This is a genomic window from Glycomyces artemisiae (genome assembly GCF_003002955.1).
GTDB lineage: Bacteria > Actinomycetota > Actinomycetes > Mycobacteriales > Micromonosporaceae > Glycomyces > Glycomyces artemisiae.
Map to the genome: position 1 here is coordinate 206603 of NZ_PVTJ01000008.1, position 16333 is coordinate 222935.

At 73.3% G+C, this 16333-nt stretch carries 17 protein-coding genes; 9 read left to right on the plus strand and 8 right to left on the minus strand.

Annotation, left to right across the window (positions count from 1 at the left end):
- Window positions 1-3: 3 nt before the first annotated feature.
- Together B0I28_RS20235 and B0I28_RS20240 are read right to left on the minus strand one after the other, a co-directional pair.
- Window positions 4-2493: a DEAD/DEAH box helicase gene (locus B0I28_RS20235; protein ID WP_181245878.1), complete on the minus strand. Its 2490-nt coding sequence runs from the start codon at window positions 2491-2493 to the stop codon at window positions 4-6.
- 48 nt (window positions 2494-2541) lie between these two features.
- The gene (locus tag B0I28_RS20240; RefSeq protein ID WP_106365657.1) at window positions 2542-3342 is read right to left on the minus strand and encodes an exodeoxyribonuclease III; all 801 of its coding nucleotides are present in this window, start codon (window positions 3340-3342) and stop codon (window positions 2542-2544) included.
- A gap of 113 nt (window positions 3343-3455) precedes the next feature.
- On the opposite strand from B0I28_RS20240, the gene B0I28_RS20245 reads away from it, so the two are divergent.
- The 5 genes from B0I28_RS20245 to B0I28_RS20265 all read left to right on the plus strand — a co-directional run bounded on the left by B0I28_RS20245 (window position 3456) and on the right by B0I28_RS20265 (window position 8743).
- Entirely contained in the window at window positions 3456-5720 is a 2265-nt protein-coding gene (locus B0I28_RS20245; RefSeq protein WP_146148175.1) for a hypothetical protein, read from the plus strand.
- A gap of 58 nt (window positions 5721-5778) precedes the next feature.
- Window positions 5779-6558 carry an exodeoxyribonuclease III gene (locus B0I28_RS20250; protein WP_106365659.1) on the plus strand — a complete coding sequence of 260 codons (780 nt, stop codon included), beginning with the start codon at window positions 5779-5781 and terminating at the stop codon, window positions 6556-6558.
- Between the two features lie 66 nt (window positions 6559-6624).
- Complete coding sequence (locus B0I28_RS20255) at window positions 6625-7587, plus strand: coiled-coil domain-containing protein (protein ID WP_106365660.1); 963 nt, start codon at window positions 6625-6627, stop codon at window positions 7585-7587.
- 17 nt (window positions 7588-7604) lie between these two features.
- Window positions 7605-8243, plus strand: coding sequence for a maleylpyruvate isomerase N-terminal domain-containing protein (locus tag B0I28_RS20260; RefSeq protein WP_106365661.1), 639 nt, complete (start codon window positions 7605-7607; stop codon window positions 8241-8243).
- A gap of 56 nt (window positions 8244-8299) precedes the next feature.
- Window positions 8300-8743, plus strand: coding sequence for a hypothetical protein (locus tag B0I28_RS20265; RefSeq protein ID WP_106365662.1), 444 nt, complete (start codon window positions 8300-8302; stop codon window positions 8741-8743).
- A gap of 8 nt (window positions 8744-8751) precedes the next feature.
- On the opposite strand, the gene B0I28_RS20270 is transcribed toward B0I28_RS20265, so the two are convergent.
- From B0I28_RS20270 to B0I28_RS20280, 3 genes are read right to left on the minus strand one after another with little or no spacing between them, the layout of a single operon-like run.
- Entirely contained in the window at window positions 8752-9243 is a 492-nt protein-coding gene (locus tag B0I28_RS20270) for a methylated-DNA--[protein]-cysteine S-methyltransferase (RefSeq protein WP_106365663.1), read from the minus strand.
- Complete coding sequence (locus B0I28_RS20275) at window positions 9243-10763, minus strand: AlkA N-terminal domain-containing protein (RefSeq protein WP_106365664.1); 1521 nt, start codon at window positions 10761-10763, stop codon at window positions 9243-9245. The genes B0I28_RS20270 and B0I28_RS20275 overlap by 1 nt, the downstream gene beginning before the upstream one ends.
- Before the next feature lie 49 nt (window positions 10764-10812).
- Window positions 10813-11805 (minus strand): tyrosine-type recombinase/integrase, encoded by a 993-nt coding sequence (locus tag B0I28_RS20280; RefSeq protein WP_219926885.1) that lies wholly within the window; start codon window positions 11803-11805, stop codon window positions 10813-10815.
- 83 nt (window positions 11806-11888) lie between these two features.
- Here B0I28_RS20280 and B0I28_RS20285 point away from each other — a divergent pair, with 83 nt between their 5' ends.
- Window positions 11889-12308 (plus strand): secondary thiamine-phosphate synthase enzyme YjbQ, encoded by a 420-nt coding sequence (locus B0I28_RS20285; RefSeq protein ID WP_106365666.1) that lies wholly within the window; start codon window positions 11889-11891, stop codon window positions 12306-12308.
- Between the two features lie 7 nt (window positions 12309-12315).
- Here B0I28_RS20285 and B0I28_RS20290 read toward each other — a convergent pair whose 3' ends face one another.
- On the minus strand, window positions 12316-13275 hold the full coding sequence (locus tag B0I28_RS20290) for an aldo/keto reductase (protein ID WP_245889051.1): 960 nt from the start codon (window positions 13273-13275) through the stop codon (window positions 12316-12318).
- Between the two features lie 102 nt (window positions 13276-13377).
- Here B0I28_RS20290 and B0I28_RS20295 point away from each other — a divergent pair, with 102 nt between their 5' ends.
- From B0I28_RS20295 to B0I28_RS20305, 3 genes are read left to right on the plus strand one after another with little or no spacing between them, the layout of a single operon-like run.
- Window positions 13378-13737, plus strand: coding sequence for a MerR family transcriptional regulator (locus B0I28_RS20295; RefSeq protein ID WP_106365667.1), 360 nt, complete (start codon window positions 13378-13380; stop codon window positions 13735-13737).
- Between the two features lie 45 nt (window positions 13738-13782).
- The gene (locus B0I28_RS28325; RefSeq protein WP_106365668.1) at window positions 13783-14520 is read left to right on the plus strand and encodes a nucleotidyltransferase domain-containing protein; all 738 of its coding nucleotides are present in this window, start codon (window positions 13783-13785) and stop codon (window positions 14518-14520) included.
- A 12-nt stretch (window positions 14521-14532) separates the two neighbouring features.
- Window positions 14533-15069: an AAA family ATPase gene (locus B0I28_RS20305; protein WP_106365669.1), complete on the plus strand. Its 537-nt coding sequence runs from the start codon at window positions 14533-14535 to the stop codon at window positions 15067-15069.
- Here B0I28_RS20305 and B0I28_RS20310 read toward each other — a convergent pair.
- Both B0I28_RS20310 and B0I28_RS20315 read right to left on the minus strand, forming a co-directional pair.
- Window positions 15062-15559 (minus strand): tetratricopeptide repeat protein, encoded by a 498-nt coding sequence (locus B0I28_RS20310; RefSeq protein WP_106365780.1) that lies wholly within the window; start codon window positions 15557-15559, stop codon window positions 15062-15064. The genes B0I28_RS20305 and B0I28_RS20310 overlap by 8 nt on opposite strands.
- A 33-nt stretch (window positions 15560-15592) precedes the next feature.
- Window positions 15593-16333, minus strand: a complete 741-nt coding sequence (locus tag B0I28_RS20315) for a hypothetical protein (protein WP_146148176.1) — start codon at window positions 16331-16333, stop codon at window positions 15593-15595.

Below are 16333 nucleotides of genomic sequence, written 5' to 3' on the forward strand. Positions count from 1 at the left end.
CGCCTAGCGGCGGTCGGAGAAGTCCTCCACGGCCATGACGACGGTCCCGGTCTCGTCGGAGGCGTCGAGGTCCACGGTGAACAGCATGGACCAGTCGCGGTCGGCGGCCGGGTCGTCGATCGTCTGGCGCACCGACCAGGTGCGGCCTTCCTTGGCGATCTCCAGGAGGTCGGCGCCGCGGGCGGGCCCGGCGGTGCCGATGTCGTCGTGGGCCGCGAAGTACGCCTCCAGGGCCGCGTCCCACTTCGAGGCCGGCCAGCCGGTCTCCAGGGCGGCGAGGGCTTCGGGGCGGTCGGCGGCGGCGAGCTCGACGTGGCGGAACGCGGCGTTGCGCACGGCGATGGTGAACGCCCGCTCGTTGTCGGTGAACGCGCGCGCGGGGCGGCCGGTGTCGATGTCCTCGTCGTCGGCGGGGTTGGTCAGCTGCTCCCATTCGTTGATGAGCGAGGAGTCGGTCTGGCGGATCGTCTCCCCGAGCCACGCGGTGAGGTCGTCGACCTCGGCGCCGCCGGTGTCCTCCGGGAGCGTCTGCACCAGCGCCTTGTACGCGCTCGACAGGTACCGCAGGAGGAGCCCTTCGGCGCGGGGGAGGCCGTAGAGGGCGATGTACTCCCCGAACGTCAGCCGGCCCTCCCAGATCTCGCGGAGGATCGACTTGGGTTCGAGCTGGTAGTCCGCGGCCCACGGGTGGCTGGTGCGGTACGCGGCGAACGCCTCGTCGAGGAGGTCGGCGAGGGGCTTGGGGTAGTCGACCTCGGCGTCTTCGAGCTGGTTCATGCGGTCGTAGTAGTCCAGGCCCTCGGCCTTCATCGCGTTGATGGCCTCGCCCTTGGCCTTGTTGCGCTGCGCGGCCAGGATCTGCCCGGGGCCCTCCAGCGTGGCCTCGATGATGGAGACGACGTCCATCGGGTACGTCTCCGACTCCGTGTCGAGCAGTTCCAGGGCGGCCAGTGCGAACGGCGCGAGCGGCTGGTTGAGCGCGAAGTGGTCGGGCAGGTCCACGGTGAGTTTGACCGAGCCGCCGTCGATGACGATGATCCCCGCGTCCCGCAGCGTCCGGGCGATGGTGAGCGCGGTGCGGGCCATCTTCAGCTGGGTCGCGCGGTCGGCGTGGGAGTCCTCGATGAGGGTGCGCACGTGGGTGAAGGTGTCGCCGCCGCGGCCGAGGAGGTTGATGAGCATCGCGTGGGTCATGCGCATCCGCGACGTCAACGGCTCCGGCGGGGCCTCCGAGAGGCCCAGGAAGGTCTCCTCGGACCAGCCGACGAACCCCTCGGGGGGCTTCTTCTTCGCCATCTTCTTGCGCTTCTTCGGGTCGAGCCCGAACTTCTGCTGGGCCTTCTCGTTCTCGATGACGTGCTCGGGGGCCTGGCAGACCACGAACCCCTCGGTGTCGAACCCGGCCCTCCCCGCGCGCCCGGCGATCTGGTGGAACTCGCGGGCCCGCAGGCGCCTGGTCCGGCGCCCGTCGTACTTCGTGAGCCCGGTGAACACGACGGTGCGGATGGGCACGTTGATGCCGACGCCGAGCGTGTCGGTCCCGCAGATGACCTTGAGCAGGCCCTGCTGTGCGAGGCGCTCGACGAGCCGCCGGTACTTGGGGAGCATTCCGGCGTGGTGGACGCCGATCCCGGACCTGACGAGCCGGGCGAGGGTCTGCCCGAACTTCGTGGTGAACCGGAACCCGCCCAGCGCCGCACTGATGGCGGCCTTCTGGTCCTTGTCGACCAGGCTCAGCGACGCGAGGGCCTGCGCGGTCTCCAGGGCCGCGGCCTGCGTGAAGTGCACGATGTAGGCGGGGGCCTTCTCGTTCTTGACGAGGACTTCCACGGTCTCGTGGAGCGGGGTCTTGCGGTAGTCGTAGTGCAGCGGGACCGGCCGGGTCGCCGACGCCACCAGGGCGGTCTCGCGGCCGGTGCGGCGGGTGAGGTCGGCCTCGAAGAACGCCGTGTCGCCGAGGGTCGCGGACATGAGCGTGAACTGGGCGCGGTGCAGCTCCAGCAGGGGCACCTGCCACGCCCAGCCGCGGTCGGGTTCGGCGTAGAAGTGGAACTCGTCGGCCACGACCGAGTCGCAGTCCAGCGCGGCGCCTTCGCGCAGCGCCAGGTTCGCGAGGATCTCCGCGGTGCAGCAGATCAGCGGCGCGTCGGGGTTGACGGCGGCGTCGCCGGTGAGCATCCCCACGTTCTCGTGCCCGAACTGCTCGCACAGCTCGAAGAACTTCTCCGACACCAGGGCCTTGATCGGCGCGGTGTAGAACGACGTGCGCTGGTTCGCGAGCGCGTTGAAGTGCGCGGCGGCGGCGATGAGCGACTTGCCCGACCCGGTGGGGGTCGCGACGATGACGTTCTGGCCCGTGCAGATCGCCAGGAGGGCCTCCTCCTGGTGCTCGTAGAGGACGATCCCGGCGTCCTCGGCCCACTGGGCGAAGGCGGCGTAGACGTCGTCGGGCTCGGGACGGTCGGAGTCGGGCAGGTAGTCGATGAGGCTCACGTGTACCAATGGTGCCCGCCCGCCCGGTGCGTCCGCCAGCGGCCCCCTCTAGTGGTCGTAGGTGACCAGGACCGGCGCGTGGTCCGACCAGCGCTGGTCGTGCGTCGCGGCCCGGTCGACCCACGCCTTCCGGGCCTTCGCCGCCAGACCGGGCGTCGCCACGTGCAGGTCGATGCGCCAGCCCGCGTCGTTGTCGAACGCCCGCCCCCGGTACGACCACCACGAATAGGGCCCCTCGACCCCCGGGTGCAAGGCCCGGACCACGTCGACGAACCCGCGGCCGTCGTACACGTCCGTCAGCCACGCCCGCTCCTCGGGCAGGAACCCCGCGGTCTTCTTGTTCGCCTTCCAGTTCTTCAGGTCCGCTTCGGCGTGCGCGATGTTCCAGTCCCCGCACACCAGGTACTCCCGGCCCGCGCCGACGGCGCGCTTCCCGGTCTCGGTGAGGTAGTCGGCGAAGACGGCCATGAACCGCTCCTTCTCCTCCTGCCTGGGCGTGTCCGTCTCACCCGACGGCAGATACAGCGACGCCACCGTCAGCCCGGGCAGGTCGACCTCGGCGTACCGCCCGGACCCGTCGAACTCCTTGGACCCGAACCCGATCCGCACCGCCTCCGGCTCCTCGCGGGTGAGGACCGCCACCCCGGCGCGGCCCTTCGCCGTCAGCGAGGGCGCCACGACCCAGTGCCAGCCGCCCGCCGCGGCCGCGTCCGCGGGGATCTGCGTGTCGTCCGCGCGGACCTCCTGGAGGAGCACCACGTCCGCCTCCACGTTCGCGAGCCATTCGACCAGGCCCTTCTTCGCGGCGGCCCGGACTCCGTTGACATTGGCGGTGGCGATGGTGCGCATGCGCCCACCCTAACGCGCCGCCCCGACATCCACCGGCACCGCCGCGGCGCCCGCGCCCGCGGCGCTCCGGGAGGCGCCCGGTGAGGGCGCGGGCACCCCATACACTCGACGGCATGACACAGGCGAGGGAACGTGCGCGCATCCGGTGGGCGCGATGGGCCGCAGCGGCCTTGGCCGCACTGACGGCGGCACTCGCCCTCCCCGGCACCGCTCACGCCGCCGAGCCCGAAGCCGACGGCGTCGTCATCGTCGGCGTCCCCGGCCTCGCCTGGTCCGACCTCGACCCCGACGCGACCCCGAACCTGTGGGACCTCGCCGGGACCGGCGCCTCCGCGGCCATGAGCGTGCGCACCCTCGGCTCCTGGACCTGCCCCGAAGCCGGATGGCTCTCCCTGGGCGCCGGCGAGCGCGCCGGCGGCGTCGCCCCCCGCGACGCCCAGTGCGAAGCCCAATCCGCACTGCCCTCGCCCGGCGACACCGGCGACGGCTGGGCCGTCGAGGACTGGGACGCGTTCATCGACGTCAACTCCGCCTACAACTACGGCGCCCGCCTCGGATCCCTCGCCGACGCCCTCGCCGAAGCCGCCCTCGCCCAGGAGACGGCCGCCGCCGAAGCCGAAGCGGACGGCGAACCCGCCCCCGAACCCGACCCCGGGTCCTGCGTCGCCGGGATCGGCGACGGCGCCGCGCTCGCCGCCGCCGACACCGAAGGCCGCATCACCTACTGGGCGCCCGGCCTCGACTCCCTCCCCGACGCGATGGCCGCGTGCGACGTCGTCATCGTCGACCCCGGCGTCGTCATCGGCGACACCGCCGACAACGCCCCCGACACCTCCACCGACTACGACCAGCTCGGCGAGGACGACACCGAAGTCGGCACCGACGCCACCAGCGCCGAAGACGACCCCGGCGAGATCGAACCCGAGACCGACCCCGTCCGCGCCGGAGCCGCCGAGGCCGCCGACACCGCCATCGGCCAGGTCCGCGAGGCCCTCCCCGACTCGTGGCGGCTCATCGTCGCCGGCGTCGCCGACGCCGCCGCGCCCGGCTCGCTCCACCCCGTCCTCTACTCCGGGCCCGGCATCGAACCCGGCGGCCTCACCTCCCGCACCACCGGCCGCGACGGCTACATCCAGCTCACCGACCTGACCGCGACCGCGCTCGCCGTCGTCGGCGCCGACATCCCCGCCACCGTCGCCGGAGCGCCCATCACCGTCCTCGCCGACCCCGACCACACCGCCGCCGCAGCCGTCGCCCGCGGCTCCGACGAGACCGCCGCGTCCGCCGCGAACGCCGACGTCTCACCGAACTTCTACTGGACGCTCTCCTTCGTCGGCGTCGCCGTCATGCTCCTGGCCGCCCACCTCGTCGTCGGCCCCGACCGGTTCCGGCGCACCGCCCGCACCGTCTGCATCGCGTTCTCCGCCGTGCCCGTCGCCGGAGTCGCCGCCGGCATCCCCCCGTGGTGGCGCGCCGACCACCCCAAGCTCGCGTTCTGGGGCCTCATCCTCGCCGGGGCCGCCGTCCTCACCATCGCCGCGTCCCTCCCGTGGACGCGCACCGGCATCCGGCCCGTCCTCGTCGTCGCAGGCGCCGCCGCCGCCCTCATCGCCGTCGACCAGGTCTCCGGCGCCACCTGGCCCCTGCACACCCCCATGGGCTACACCGCCCAAGCCGGCGCCCGCTTCACCGGCCTGGGCAACTACGCGTTCAGCGTCTTCGCCGCCGCCGTCATCCTCCTCGTCTGCTTCATCCCCTGGCGAGGCCGCATGCGCCTGTGGGGCCCCGTCGCGCTCGGCGTCTGCTCCGTCGTCATCGTCGGCGCCCCCATGCTCGGCCGCGACATGGGCGGCACCCTCACCCTCGTCGCCGCCGGGATCCTCTGCTGCCTGAAACTGTGGGGCAAGCGCCTGTCCCTCGGCGCCGTCCTCGCCGCCGGCGCCATCGCCTTCGGCGTGTTCGCCGTCGCCGGCGTCCTCGACTACCTGCGCCCCGAAGAGGACCAGACCCACCTGGGCCGGTTCGTCGGCTCCGTCCTCGACGGCACCGCCGCCCAGATCCTCATCCGCAAAGCCTCCGCCGCCTGGGGCACCGTCGGCCAGTCCATGACCTGGATCACCCTCGCCGCGGTCATCGCCGCGATCATCATCTGGCGCAAACGCGCCCCCATCCGCACCGACGCCGTCGCCGCCGCCGTCGTCGGCCTCACCGCCGTCGCCGCCATCGGCGGCCTCGTCAACGACTCCGGCATGTCCGTGCCCGGCTTCACCGCCGCCCTCGGCTTCGGACTCCTCGCCGTCGCCGTCGGCCCCCGCCGCGACACCCCCGCGACCCTCGAAACGGAACCGGTCGCGACCGCGCCCGCCGCGACCCAGTAGACACCCGCGCACCCCCGGTCCGCCCGGTCACGCACCGCAGCCGGGTAGGGTGAGGCCCATGCGCGTGGCGACCTGGAACATCAACTCGCTCAAAGCCCGCCTCGACCGGGTCCTGGCCTGGATCGAGACCGCCGGAGCCGACGTGGTGTGCCTCCAAGAGCTCAAATGCGCCACCGCCGACGTCCCCGTCGACGCGTTCGCCGCCGCCGGATACGAGACCGCCGCCTGGGGCTCCGGCCGCTGGAACGGCGTCGCCATCCTCTCCCGCGTCGGCCTCGCCGACGTCCGCCAGGGCATCACCGGGCAGCCGCAGTTCGCCGACGCCGCCGAAGCCCGCGCCATCACCGCCACCTGCGGGCCCGTGCGCGTCCAGTCCCTGTACATCCCCAACGGCCGCGACACCGCCGACCCGCACTTCCCCTACAAGCTCGCGTTCCTCAAGGCCCTCGCCGCCGACGCCGCCGCCGACGCGACCGGGGACCTCCCCTTCGCGGCCATGGGCGACTTCAACATCTGCCCCACCGACGACGACATCTGGGACGTCGCCGAATGGACCGGCACCACCCACATCACCGCCGACGAGCGCGACGCGCTCGCCGCCGTCCAGGCCGCAGGCCTGGAGGACGTGTTCCCCCGGGCCCTCAAATACGACCGGCCCTTCACGTTCTGGGACTACCGCAACCTCGACTTCCCCAAGAACCGCGGCCTGCGCATCGACCTCGCGCTGGCCAACCCGGCGTTCAAGGACGCCGTCACCGACGCCTACGTCGACCGCAACGAACGCAAAGGCAAAGGCGCCTCCGACCACGCCCCGCTCGTGGTCGACCTCGACCTGTAAACCCACGCGCGGCCACCCCACCCGTACGCGAGCCGCGCCCGATCCGGGAAGGGCTGACCTCCACCCGTGCGCAACAAGATCCTCTCCGCGCTCCTGCTCGTCGCGCTCCTCGCGCTGATCCCCGCCCCGGCCGCGGCCGAACCGGACGAGGAGACCCTCGAAGCCGACCTCACCGAGGCCATCGCCGCCGTCAACGACGCGCAGGCCGCCGTCGACGAGGCCAACGCGCGCGCCGCCGAACTGGAGACGCAGATCGCCGACACGCAGGCCCGCTTCGACGCCCTGCGCGCCGACCTCGACGAGTACGCGCTGTTCCTGTACACCGAGGGCGACCTCCAGCAGACCAACGCGATCCTGTCCTCCGACGACACCCGCGACCTCATCGACGCGATGACCTACACCGGGTTCCTCGGCAACGAGCGGGCCGCGCTCCTCAACGAGGCCGGGGACCTCCTCGAACAGCTCGAAGCCGAGCAGGCCGCGCACGCGGCCGAGCTCGAAGACGCCGCCGCGGCCCTCAAGGACGCCGAGGACGCCCAAGCCGACCTCGAAGAGCAGCTCGAAGAGCTGCGCGCCGAGGAGGCCGCCGGTCCCGGCGGCGACGGCGGCGCCCCCGGCGCAGGCGAGTACACCGGCGGCGACGGCGGCTGCACCGAGGACGACCCGACCACCTCCGGGTGCCTGACCCCCCGCACCCTGAACATGTACTACGAGACCAAGGACGCCGGGTTCGACCACTACGTGTCCTGCTACCGCTCCGGCGGGTCCGGCGAGCACCCGCTCGGGCGCGCCTGCGACTGGGCCGCGAACGCCTCCGGCTTCCAGGACGAGGACGCGTCGGGCTCGGACAAGGACTACGGCGACCGGCTCGCCGCCTGGTACGTCAACAACGCCTCGAACCTCGGCGTGGAGTACGTCATCTGGTACCGGCAGTTCTGGTCCCCGGGCGGGGGCTGGCGCTCCTACTCCGGCGGCAACGGCGACCCCGCCTCCGACCACACCAACCACGTCCACGTCTCGATGCAGTAGCGACCGGAGGAACCGACATGACAGCGCTGACCGGCCCGTACCTGTCCGCCGCCCGCACCGCCCTCGACCTGGCCGGGCACGCCGCGGTCGCCGACCACTGGGCCGAGCCCTCGGCCCTGGAGGGCTTCACCGTCGGCGGCCTCGCCGCCCACCTGCTCGGGCAGGTCACCTCCGTGACCGCCGCGCTCGACGCCGACCACGCCGGCAAGGAGACCGTGTCCCTGCACGAGCACTACGCGCGCGCCGCGTGGCTGGCCGCGGACATCGACAACCCGTACAACACCGCGATCCGCGCCGGCGGCGAGCGCAGCGCCGAGGACGGCCCCGAAGCGGTCCTCGCCGACGCCGGCAAGGCCCTGGAGCGCCTGGCCGCCGAGCTCCCCGGCCTCGACCCGGCCCGCATCACCGGGAACGTCAAGTGGGCGTACGCGATGGGCCTGGACGACTTCCTCGCCACGCGGATCCTCGAACTGGTCGTCCACGCCGACGACCTCGCCTACTCCACCGGCGTCGACACGCCGGTCTTCGACGGCGAGGCGTTCGCGTCCGCCGCGGCCCTGCTCGCGCACCTCGCGGCGGCCCGCCACGGCCAGCCCGCGCTCGTCCGGGCCCTCGCCCGCGCCGAACGGGCCCCCGCGGTGATCAGCGGCCTGTGACACCGCCGCCCCGTATATGAGGCGCGCACGCCCCGGCACGGGGTAGGGTCGCCGCCATGGTCTCCCCGCCGGCCCCGACCGTCCGACGCGCCCTCTCCGCCGCCGCGTGGCTGCTGGTGGTCCTCGCCGGGCTCATCGCTGCCGTGTGGGGCGTCGCCTGGGCCCTCGAAGGCGGCCCGCAGCCCTCGGCGGACGCCGTGGAGGAGGCCGTCCACCTCGACCTGCCCGAGGGGACCGAGGTCGTGGACGCGGACCTGTCCCAGGCGCAGCCGCCGATGCCCGGCGACCGCGCCGAGGCGACCGTGCGGATCGAATCGGATGCGTTCGGGGCGTTCATCGCCGACAACGGCATGGACGCCCCGCTCCTGGCCGGGGTCACCCCGGCCGGGACCGCCTCGGGCGTCATCCCGGCCGGATGCACCGACGAGGTCTGCTACTCCGCGACGATCGTCGTCACCGACGACGCCGTCGAAGTGGACCTCACCGTCACCCTCCTCTAGTACCGCCGCTAGGCGAACAGGGCGGGCTCGCCGCGCTCCAGGCCCAGCAGCCACTCCTTGCGCCACAGGCCCCCGGCGTACCCGGTGAGCTTCCCGTTGGAGCCGATCACCCGGTGGCAGGGGACGACGATCGCGATCGGGTTGCGCCCGTTCGCGAGCCCCACCGCCCGGACGGCCTTGGGGTCGCCGAGGCGCTGCGCCACATCCAGGTACGACCAGGTCTCGCCGTAGGGGATGCGCACCAGCTCGTCCCACACCCGGTGCTGGAACCCGGTGCCCTCGGCCGCCAAAGGCAGGTCGAAGTCCTTCAGCTCGCCCGCGAAGTACGCCTCCAGCTGGTCCTGCGCGTCGGCGAGGACGGGCGTGGCCTCTTCGGGCCCCCACGCGTCCTTCATCTCCTCGACGCCCATGTGGACGTACGTCAGGCCCTCCTCGACCGCCGAGACCGCCATCAGGCCCAGGGGCGACTCGAATTTCACATGCCTCGCATCGGTGCGCATCACGCGTCCGCCTTCTCTCGTTCCGTCTCGTCGTCTGTCGTGTGGTCGGGGGTGCGGTTGGTGGGGTGCTCGGAGGAGGCCCACAAGTACTGGACGGCGTAGGCCCGCCAGGGCCGCCACGCCTGGGACCGGGCCTCCAGGGCCCGTCCGGCGCCGAGGCCGAGCGCTGCGGCGCCTTTGATGACGCCGAGGTCCCCGGCCGGGAACGCGTCGGGGTCGCCCATGGCGCGCATGGCGACCATCTCCACCGTCCACGGCCCCACCCCGGGCACCTGCGCCAACTGCGCCCTGGCGGTGGGCCAGTCGGCGCCGGGGCCCAGCTCCACCGACCCGTCCGCCAGCGCGGCCGCGAGGGCGAGGACGGTCCGCTTGCGGGACCCTGGCATCGGCAGGTGCGCCGGGTCGGCCTCCGCGAGCGCCGCGGGGTCGGGGAACAGCCGCGCGAGTCCGCCGTCGGGGTCGTCGACCGGCTCGCCGTAGCGTTCGGCGAGCCGTGCGGCGATCGTGGCCGCCGAGGCGGTGGAGACCTGCTGGCCGATGACGGCGCGGATCGCGTACTCGTCGGGGTCGGCTTTGCGCGGGACCCTCCGGCCGGGGGTCTTGGCGACCAGCGGCGCGAGCGCCTCGTCCGCGGCGAGGGCCTCCATGGGGGCCTGCGGGTCGGCGTCGAGGTCGAGCATGCGCCGGCACCTCGCCACGGCGGCGGTGACGTCGCGCAGGTCGGCGACGCGCAGCCGGGCTTCGATGTACCCGGGTCCGGGTTTGAGGGCGGCGATGCCGGGGCCGCCGGGCAGGCGCAGGGTCCGCCGGTAGGCGCCGCCCTGCCATTCCTCGACGCCGGGGGCCGCGGAGGCGGCGAGGTGCCCGAACAGGTTGGAGGGCTCGAACGGCTCGCGGTAGGCCAGGCGCAGGCTGATCGCCCCGCCGCCGGCTTCGGCCCGGTTCCTGGTCTTGGCGCGCAGCTCCGTGGGGGAGCAGGCGAACACGTCGGCGACGACGCGGTTGAACGCCCTGATCGAGGCGAATCCGGCGGCGAAGGCGACCTGCCCCATCGGCAGGTCGGTGTTCTCGATGAGGGTCCGCGCCACCTGTGCCCGCTGGGCTCTGGCGAGCGCGGCGGGCCCGGCGCCGACCTCGGCGATCAGCAGCCGCTCCAACTGCCGGAGGGAGTAGCCGAGCCGCTGGGCGAGTCCGGTGGCGCCTTCGCGGTCGACGACGCCTTCGCCGATGAGCCGCATCGCCCGCGCGCAGACGTCTGAGCGCCAGTCCCAGGCGGGGGAGCCGGGGGAGGCGTCGGGGCGGCAGCGCTTGCACGCCCGGTACCCGGCTTCCTGGGCCGCGGCGGCGGACGCGTAGAACCTTTGGTGCTCGCGTTTGGGTTTGACCGCGGGGCACGAGGGCCGGCAGTAGATGCCGGTGGAGGTCACGGCCAGGAACACCCAGCCGTCGAACCGGGCGTCGCGTCCGGCGACCGCGGCCTGGAGCTGCTCCTCGTTGCCGAGTATCTGAAGATCCGCCATGCCTCTAGCGTGCCCGCCGGGTCCGACATCGGCTAGCCGGAAATCGACATCACGATTCGGGGAGCTGGAGCCGGTCGACCGCCTCGCGCGAGCGCCGCGCCGGGCGCCGGTCGTACCTGGCGGTCGTCGCCGGGGAGGCGTGGCCGACGAGGGACTGGGTGATGGCGAGGTCGACGCCGGCGTCGAGGAGCTCGCCGATGAACGTGCGGCGGAAGTCGTGCGGGGTGTGGCGGCGCTGCCCGGCCTCCACGAGCCGCTTCGTCAGCAGGTCGGCGATGGCCTGCCCGGTCATGCCCGAGAGCCGGTTCCCGTCGCGCTTGAGCTTCCCGGCCTTGTTGATCGGGCAGAACAGGGCCCCGGGGGTGTTGCCGCGCACGGCCATCCACCGGTCGATGCGGGCCTGGGCGGCCTCGGTGACGTAGACGGCGCGCTCCTTGTTGCCCTTGCCGACGATGCGGATGGCCCGCTCGGCGGGGTCGTAGTCGGACAGGCGCATCGACGCGATCTCGCTCCTGCGGCACCCGGTCGAGTACAGCGTCGCCAGCACCGCGGCGTCGCGGGCCCCTGCGGGTCCGGGGTCGGCGTCGCACGCGTACAGGGCCGCGCCGAGCGCTTCGCCGTCGACCTGCTGCCCGACCGGGAGGCGCTTGGCCTTGACCGGCTGGAGGTCGCAGGCCCGCTGGTAGTCCTCGGCGGCCATGAGGTCGAGCCGCCACGCCTCCTTCAGGACCCGGCGCAGGGCCGCGAGGTGCTTGTTCACATAAGCGCCCGACCAGCCCGCGTCGATCATCGCCGCGCGCAGCCGGGAGGTGTGCTCGTACCGCAGCAGGTGCCACGGCTGGCCCTCGCCGGAGGTGCCGGGGTCGCCGGAGAGGAGCTGCGCGATCCGGTCGAGGCACCCGCGCATGGTCCGCCGCGACTCGGCCGACCCGAGCGAGTCGAGGTAGGCCCGGTAGGGGTCCGCGTTCGAGGGGACGGCGACGGCCCCCCAGTCGACGCCCGTCAGGTCCAGTCCCGCAAGGGCCTTCCCGGTGCCTTCCAACGATCTTCCCTCCGACGGCATGGCGTCCACCCTAGACGACGTCACCGACACCGGGGCCGGTGCGGCATGGCAGGATCGCGTCCATGCACTCGGCGTTCCACACCACGACCATCGAGGTCCACACCGGACGGCGCGAGACCGTCCGCAACCTCACCGGCGACTGCGAGGAGTTCCTGTCCTCGATCGGCGCCCGCGAGGGCCTTCTGAACGTGTTCGTGCCGCACGCGACGGCCGGGATCGCGGTGATCGAGACCGGCGCCGGCTCCGACGAGGACCTCCTGGACGCGCTGGGGGACCTGCTGCCGCGCACCGACCGGTGGCGCCACCAGCACGGCTCGATCGGGCACGGGAGGGACCACGTCCTGCCCGGGCTCGTCGCCCCGCACGCGACGCTCCCGGTGGTGGCCGGACGGCTCGCCCTGGGCACGTGGCAGTCGGTGCTCCTGGTGGACACCAACCGCGACAACCCCGACCGGACCGTCCGGCTCACCTTCCTCGGCTAGACCGCGACTAGGCCGCGGCGGTGAGGCGCTGCCACTGGTCGGCGTCGAGCTTGAGCGCGACCCCGGCGGCGGCCTCCTCCAGCTGCGCGACCGACGACACCCCCACCAGGGGGATGACGGGCGCGCCGTGCCCGGCGAGCCACGCCAGCACCACCTGGTTCCGGGTCGCGCCCGTCTCCGCGGCGACCTCGTCGAGGACCTTGAGCCTGGCGTCGGTCCCGGGGTGGGCGTAGTGCTCCCCGAGGGGCTTCTTCACGTACGCGCCCGACAGGAGCGAGGAGTACGTCAGGATCGCCATGCCCGCCGTGCCCTCCACGAAGTCGAGGTCGGCGGGGTCGGCGTGGACGTGCCCGCCTTCCGGCAGGACCGTCCCGGGGCGCGGCTTCAGGTACGAGTACCGGTTCTGCATCGCCGTATAGGCCGCCGCCCCGGTCCGGTCCGCGATGCTGCGGGCGCGTTCGACGCGCCACGCGGTGTGGTTCGAGGCGCCGACCATGCGGGCCTTCCCGGCCCGGACCGCGTCGTCGAACCCGGCGACGGTCTCCTCCAGGGGCGTGTCCCGGTCGTCGCGGTGCGACCAGAACAGGTCCACCCGGTCCGTGCCCAGCCGTCCCAGCGACTCGTCGAGGGCCGCGCCGATCCTGGCTCGCGACAGCGGCTCGGAGTGCTCCAGGCCCCCGCCGGGGAACGACGGTCGCCGCCCGGCCTTCGTCGCCAACACCACTTCGTCCCTGGTGCCGCGGGCGGCGAACCAGCGGCCCAGCAGCAGCTCCGACTCGTCCCCGGTGCCGCCGTCGATCCAGAACATGTAGCAGTTGGCGGTGTCGATGAAGTTCCCGCCCAGTTCGAGGAACCGGTCCAGGATCGCGAAGCTCGTCGCCTCGTCCTGGACCCCGCCCAGGGCCATCGCCCCCAGGCACAGCCGCGACACCCCGATGCCGTCCGGCCCCAATGCGATCCGCTCCACAGCGGTCCCCTTCCATGCGTCGATGCGTTGACTCCGACGACGGTAGGACCTGGAGTGGACTCCAGCGCAAACCCGCAGGCCGCACGCGTATCCTCGACTGCCGTGGACACCTACACGATCGGCGAGTGCGCGCGCCGCTCCGGCTTCACCATGGACACCCTCCGCTACTACGAGCGCATCGGCCTCATCGAGGACATCGCCCGCACCCCCACCGGGCAGCGGCGCTTCACCGACGACCACCTCGAATGGCTGAGCGTCCTCAAATGCCTGCGCGACACCGGCATGCCCGTCGAGCAGATGCACCGCTTCGCGACCCTCGCCCGCGACGGCGACCACACCATCCCCGAGCGGATCGCGATCCTCCAGGCCCACAAGCTGGCCGTCGACGCCCGCATGGACGACCTCGCCGCCAAACGCGACTACCTCCTCGGGAAGATCGACTACTACAAGTCCGTCGCCTAGAAAACCGGTTCCGCCCGCGCCGCCGGGCGGGGGATACTGCGGCCCGTGGACCACACCGCGCACGCCCGCGCCATCGCAGCGTTCTACGCCGACGCCGAAGCCCCCTGCACGCGGGGCATCGCCCTGGTCGGCTCGACCGCCACCGGCACCGACCACCCCCACTCCGACATCGACCTCATCGCCGCCGCCGACACCGACCCCGGCACGCGCGTCCTCCACCGCGAAGGCCGCATGGTCACCATCACCCGCAAACGCCCCGCCGAGCTCGCCGCGTCCCTCACCCGCCCCTGGGAATCCGGCGCCGCCGTCCCCGCCTGGCGCACCGCCCGCATCCTCCACGACCCCGACGGCACCCTCAACGACCTCCAAGCCCTCGCCCGCGCCTGGACCTGGGACGACCACGCGACCGCCGCGGACACCTGGGCCGCGTCCCAGCTCGTCGGCCTCGCCGAGGAAGTCCACAAGATCCACGGCATGCTCGCCCAAAGCCGCACCCGCGCCGCCGCCGCGAACCGCCTCATCCTCGCCCTCGCACTCCCCGCACCCATGGCCGCCGCCCACCGGCTCCTGTACGGCTCGGAGAACGACCTGTGGGACGCCGTCGCCCACGCCGCAGGCCCCGACTGGGCCGCCGCCTGGGACCTGGCCGCCGGCACCGCCCCCGCCAGTCCCGAAGCAGGATGCCGCGCCGCGCTCGACCTCTACAAGCTGGCCGCGCACCGCCTCATCGGCCACCTCGACGGCTCCGACCGGACCGTCGTCGACACCGCCCGCAACCTCTAAGGAGCACATGCGTTGCGCCGCTACATCCTCACCGGCGCCCCCGGCGCCGGCAAGACCACCACCGCCCGGCGCCTCGCCGCAGCCGGGCACACCGTCATCACCGAAGCCGCCACCGACCTCATCACCGCAAGCCAGGCCGCCGGCGTCGACGCGCCCTGGGACGACCCGGCGCTCACCGACCAGATCGCCGCCCTCCAACGCGAGCGCCAGCACCGCGCCGACGCCCTCCCCGGGCCCGTCCAGTTCTTCGACCGGTCCCCGGTGTGCACCCTCGCCATGGCCCGCTTCACCGGCCACGAGCCCGGCCCGGTCCTCCTCGCCGAACTCGACCGCATCACCACCGAGCGCATCTACCAGACCACGGTCCTGCTCTTCGACCTGCTCGACGCCATCACACCCACCAACGTCCGCCGCGTCACCCTCGACGAAGCGAGAGCGTTCGAGCACGTGCACCTCGACGCCTACGCCGAGTACGGGTTCCGCATCGAACGCCTCCCGCCCCTGCCGGTAGCCGCACGGGCCGCGCTGGCCGAACGCCTGGCTAGCTGACCGGGTCGAGGCCGACCAGGCCCCGCGCGTAGTTCACCGTCGACCGCTGATACCGCGGCAGGTGCGGCGCCAGCGCCACCAGCGCGACCGACAGGCCCTCCCGGTCCCGGCCGAGCTTCGCGAGCGTCAGCGCCTCGCACATCGCCAGCGCACCGTCGTACGCGTCCGAGCCGCGGCCCCGCTCCTCCTCGATCAAGGCGAGGGCCTCCTCGGGGCGGCCGGTCTCGCGCAGCGACGACGCCATCTGGATCGACACGCGCCGCCGCCGCACCCCCGACAGGCCCGCCTCGACCGCCCGGCCGTAATAGCCCACGGCCTGCTCGGTGAACCCCTTCGAGTCGTGCGCGCCGCCGACCTCGAACAAACCCACGGCCTCGTCATCGGTCTCGGCGGCGAGGTCCTGCATCGCCTGCACGAACTCCTCGCGCCCGAACTCGTCGAGCCGCTCCCACAGCGCCGCGCAGCGCGCTTCCCAAGCCTCATCTGCCATAGCGAGGAACATACGCCCCCGGTCCCGCACGCGTCAGGGTGCCCGCAGCCCGTCGCCGAGCGCCCCCAGCGACCCGAGCAGCAGCAGCCGCTCCTCCGCGTCCAACGCCTCGTACACCGGCGCATCCAGCCGGTTCGTCTCCGCCTCGATCGCCTCCCGCTCCGGGCCCGGCGCCATCGCCTCGATCTGCGCCACGGTCAGGCCCGCCGCGCCCCACGCCGCCCGGTGCGCGTCCGCCCGGTGATGGCGCAGCGCCTCCAACAGGGCCACCAGCAGCGCCGCCTCCGAAGCGCCCTCCGGCTCCCGCGCGGGCGTGAACGCCCGGAACACCGGCCCGCCCGACTCCTCACCGGCCTCCAGCAGCCGCCCCAGCAGCGGCAGCGCCGCCGCCACCGCCGACAGGCCCGGCAGCGACGGACTCGGCCGGTACGACCACAGCCGCTCCGCGGCCGAAGCGAACGCCGCCTCGACCCCGACCGCCAGCTCCCGGCCCGCCGCCGTCCACTCCCAGCACCCGTCGACTCGGCGGACCAGCCCCCGCGCCTCCTCCGCCGCCGGGTCGAACGGCAGGTACACCATCCGCGCCGCCACCGCCGCCTCCGGCACCGGATGCTCCAGCAGCGCGTACAGCAGATTGATCTCCAAACCAGGCACCAGACCCAGCGGCGCGTACAGGCGCTGGACCTCCGGCCGCGACGCGTGCCGCACCGCGACATGCAGCCGGTCCACCACCGGACGGACCACCGCGGCGTAGGAAGCGAGCGGATGCGACAT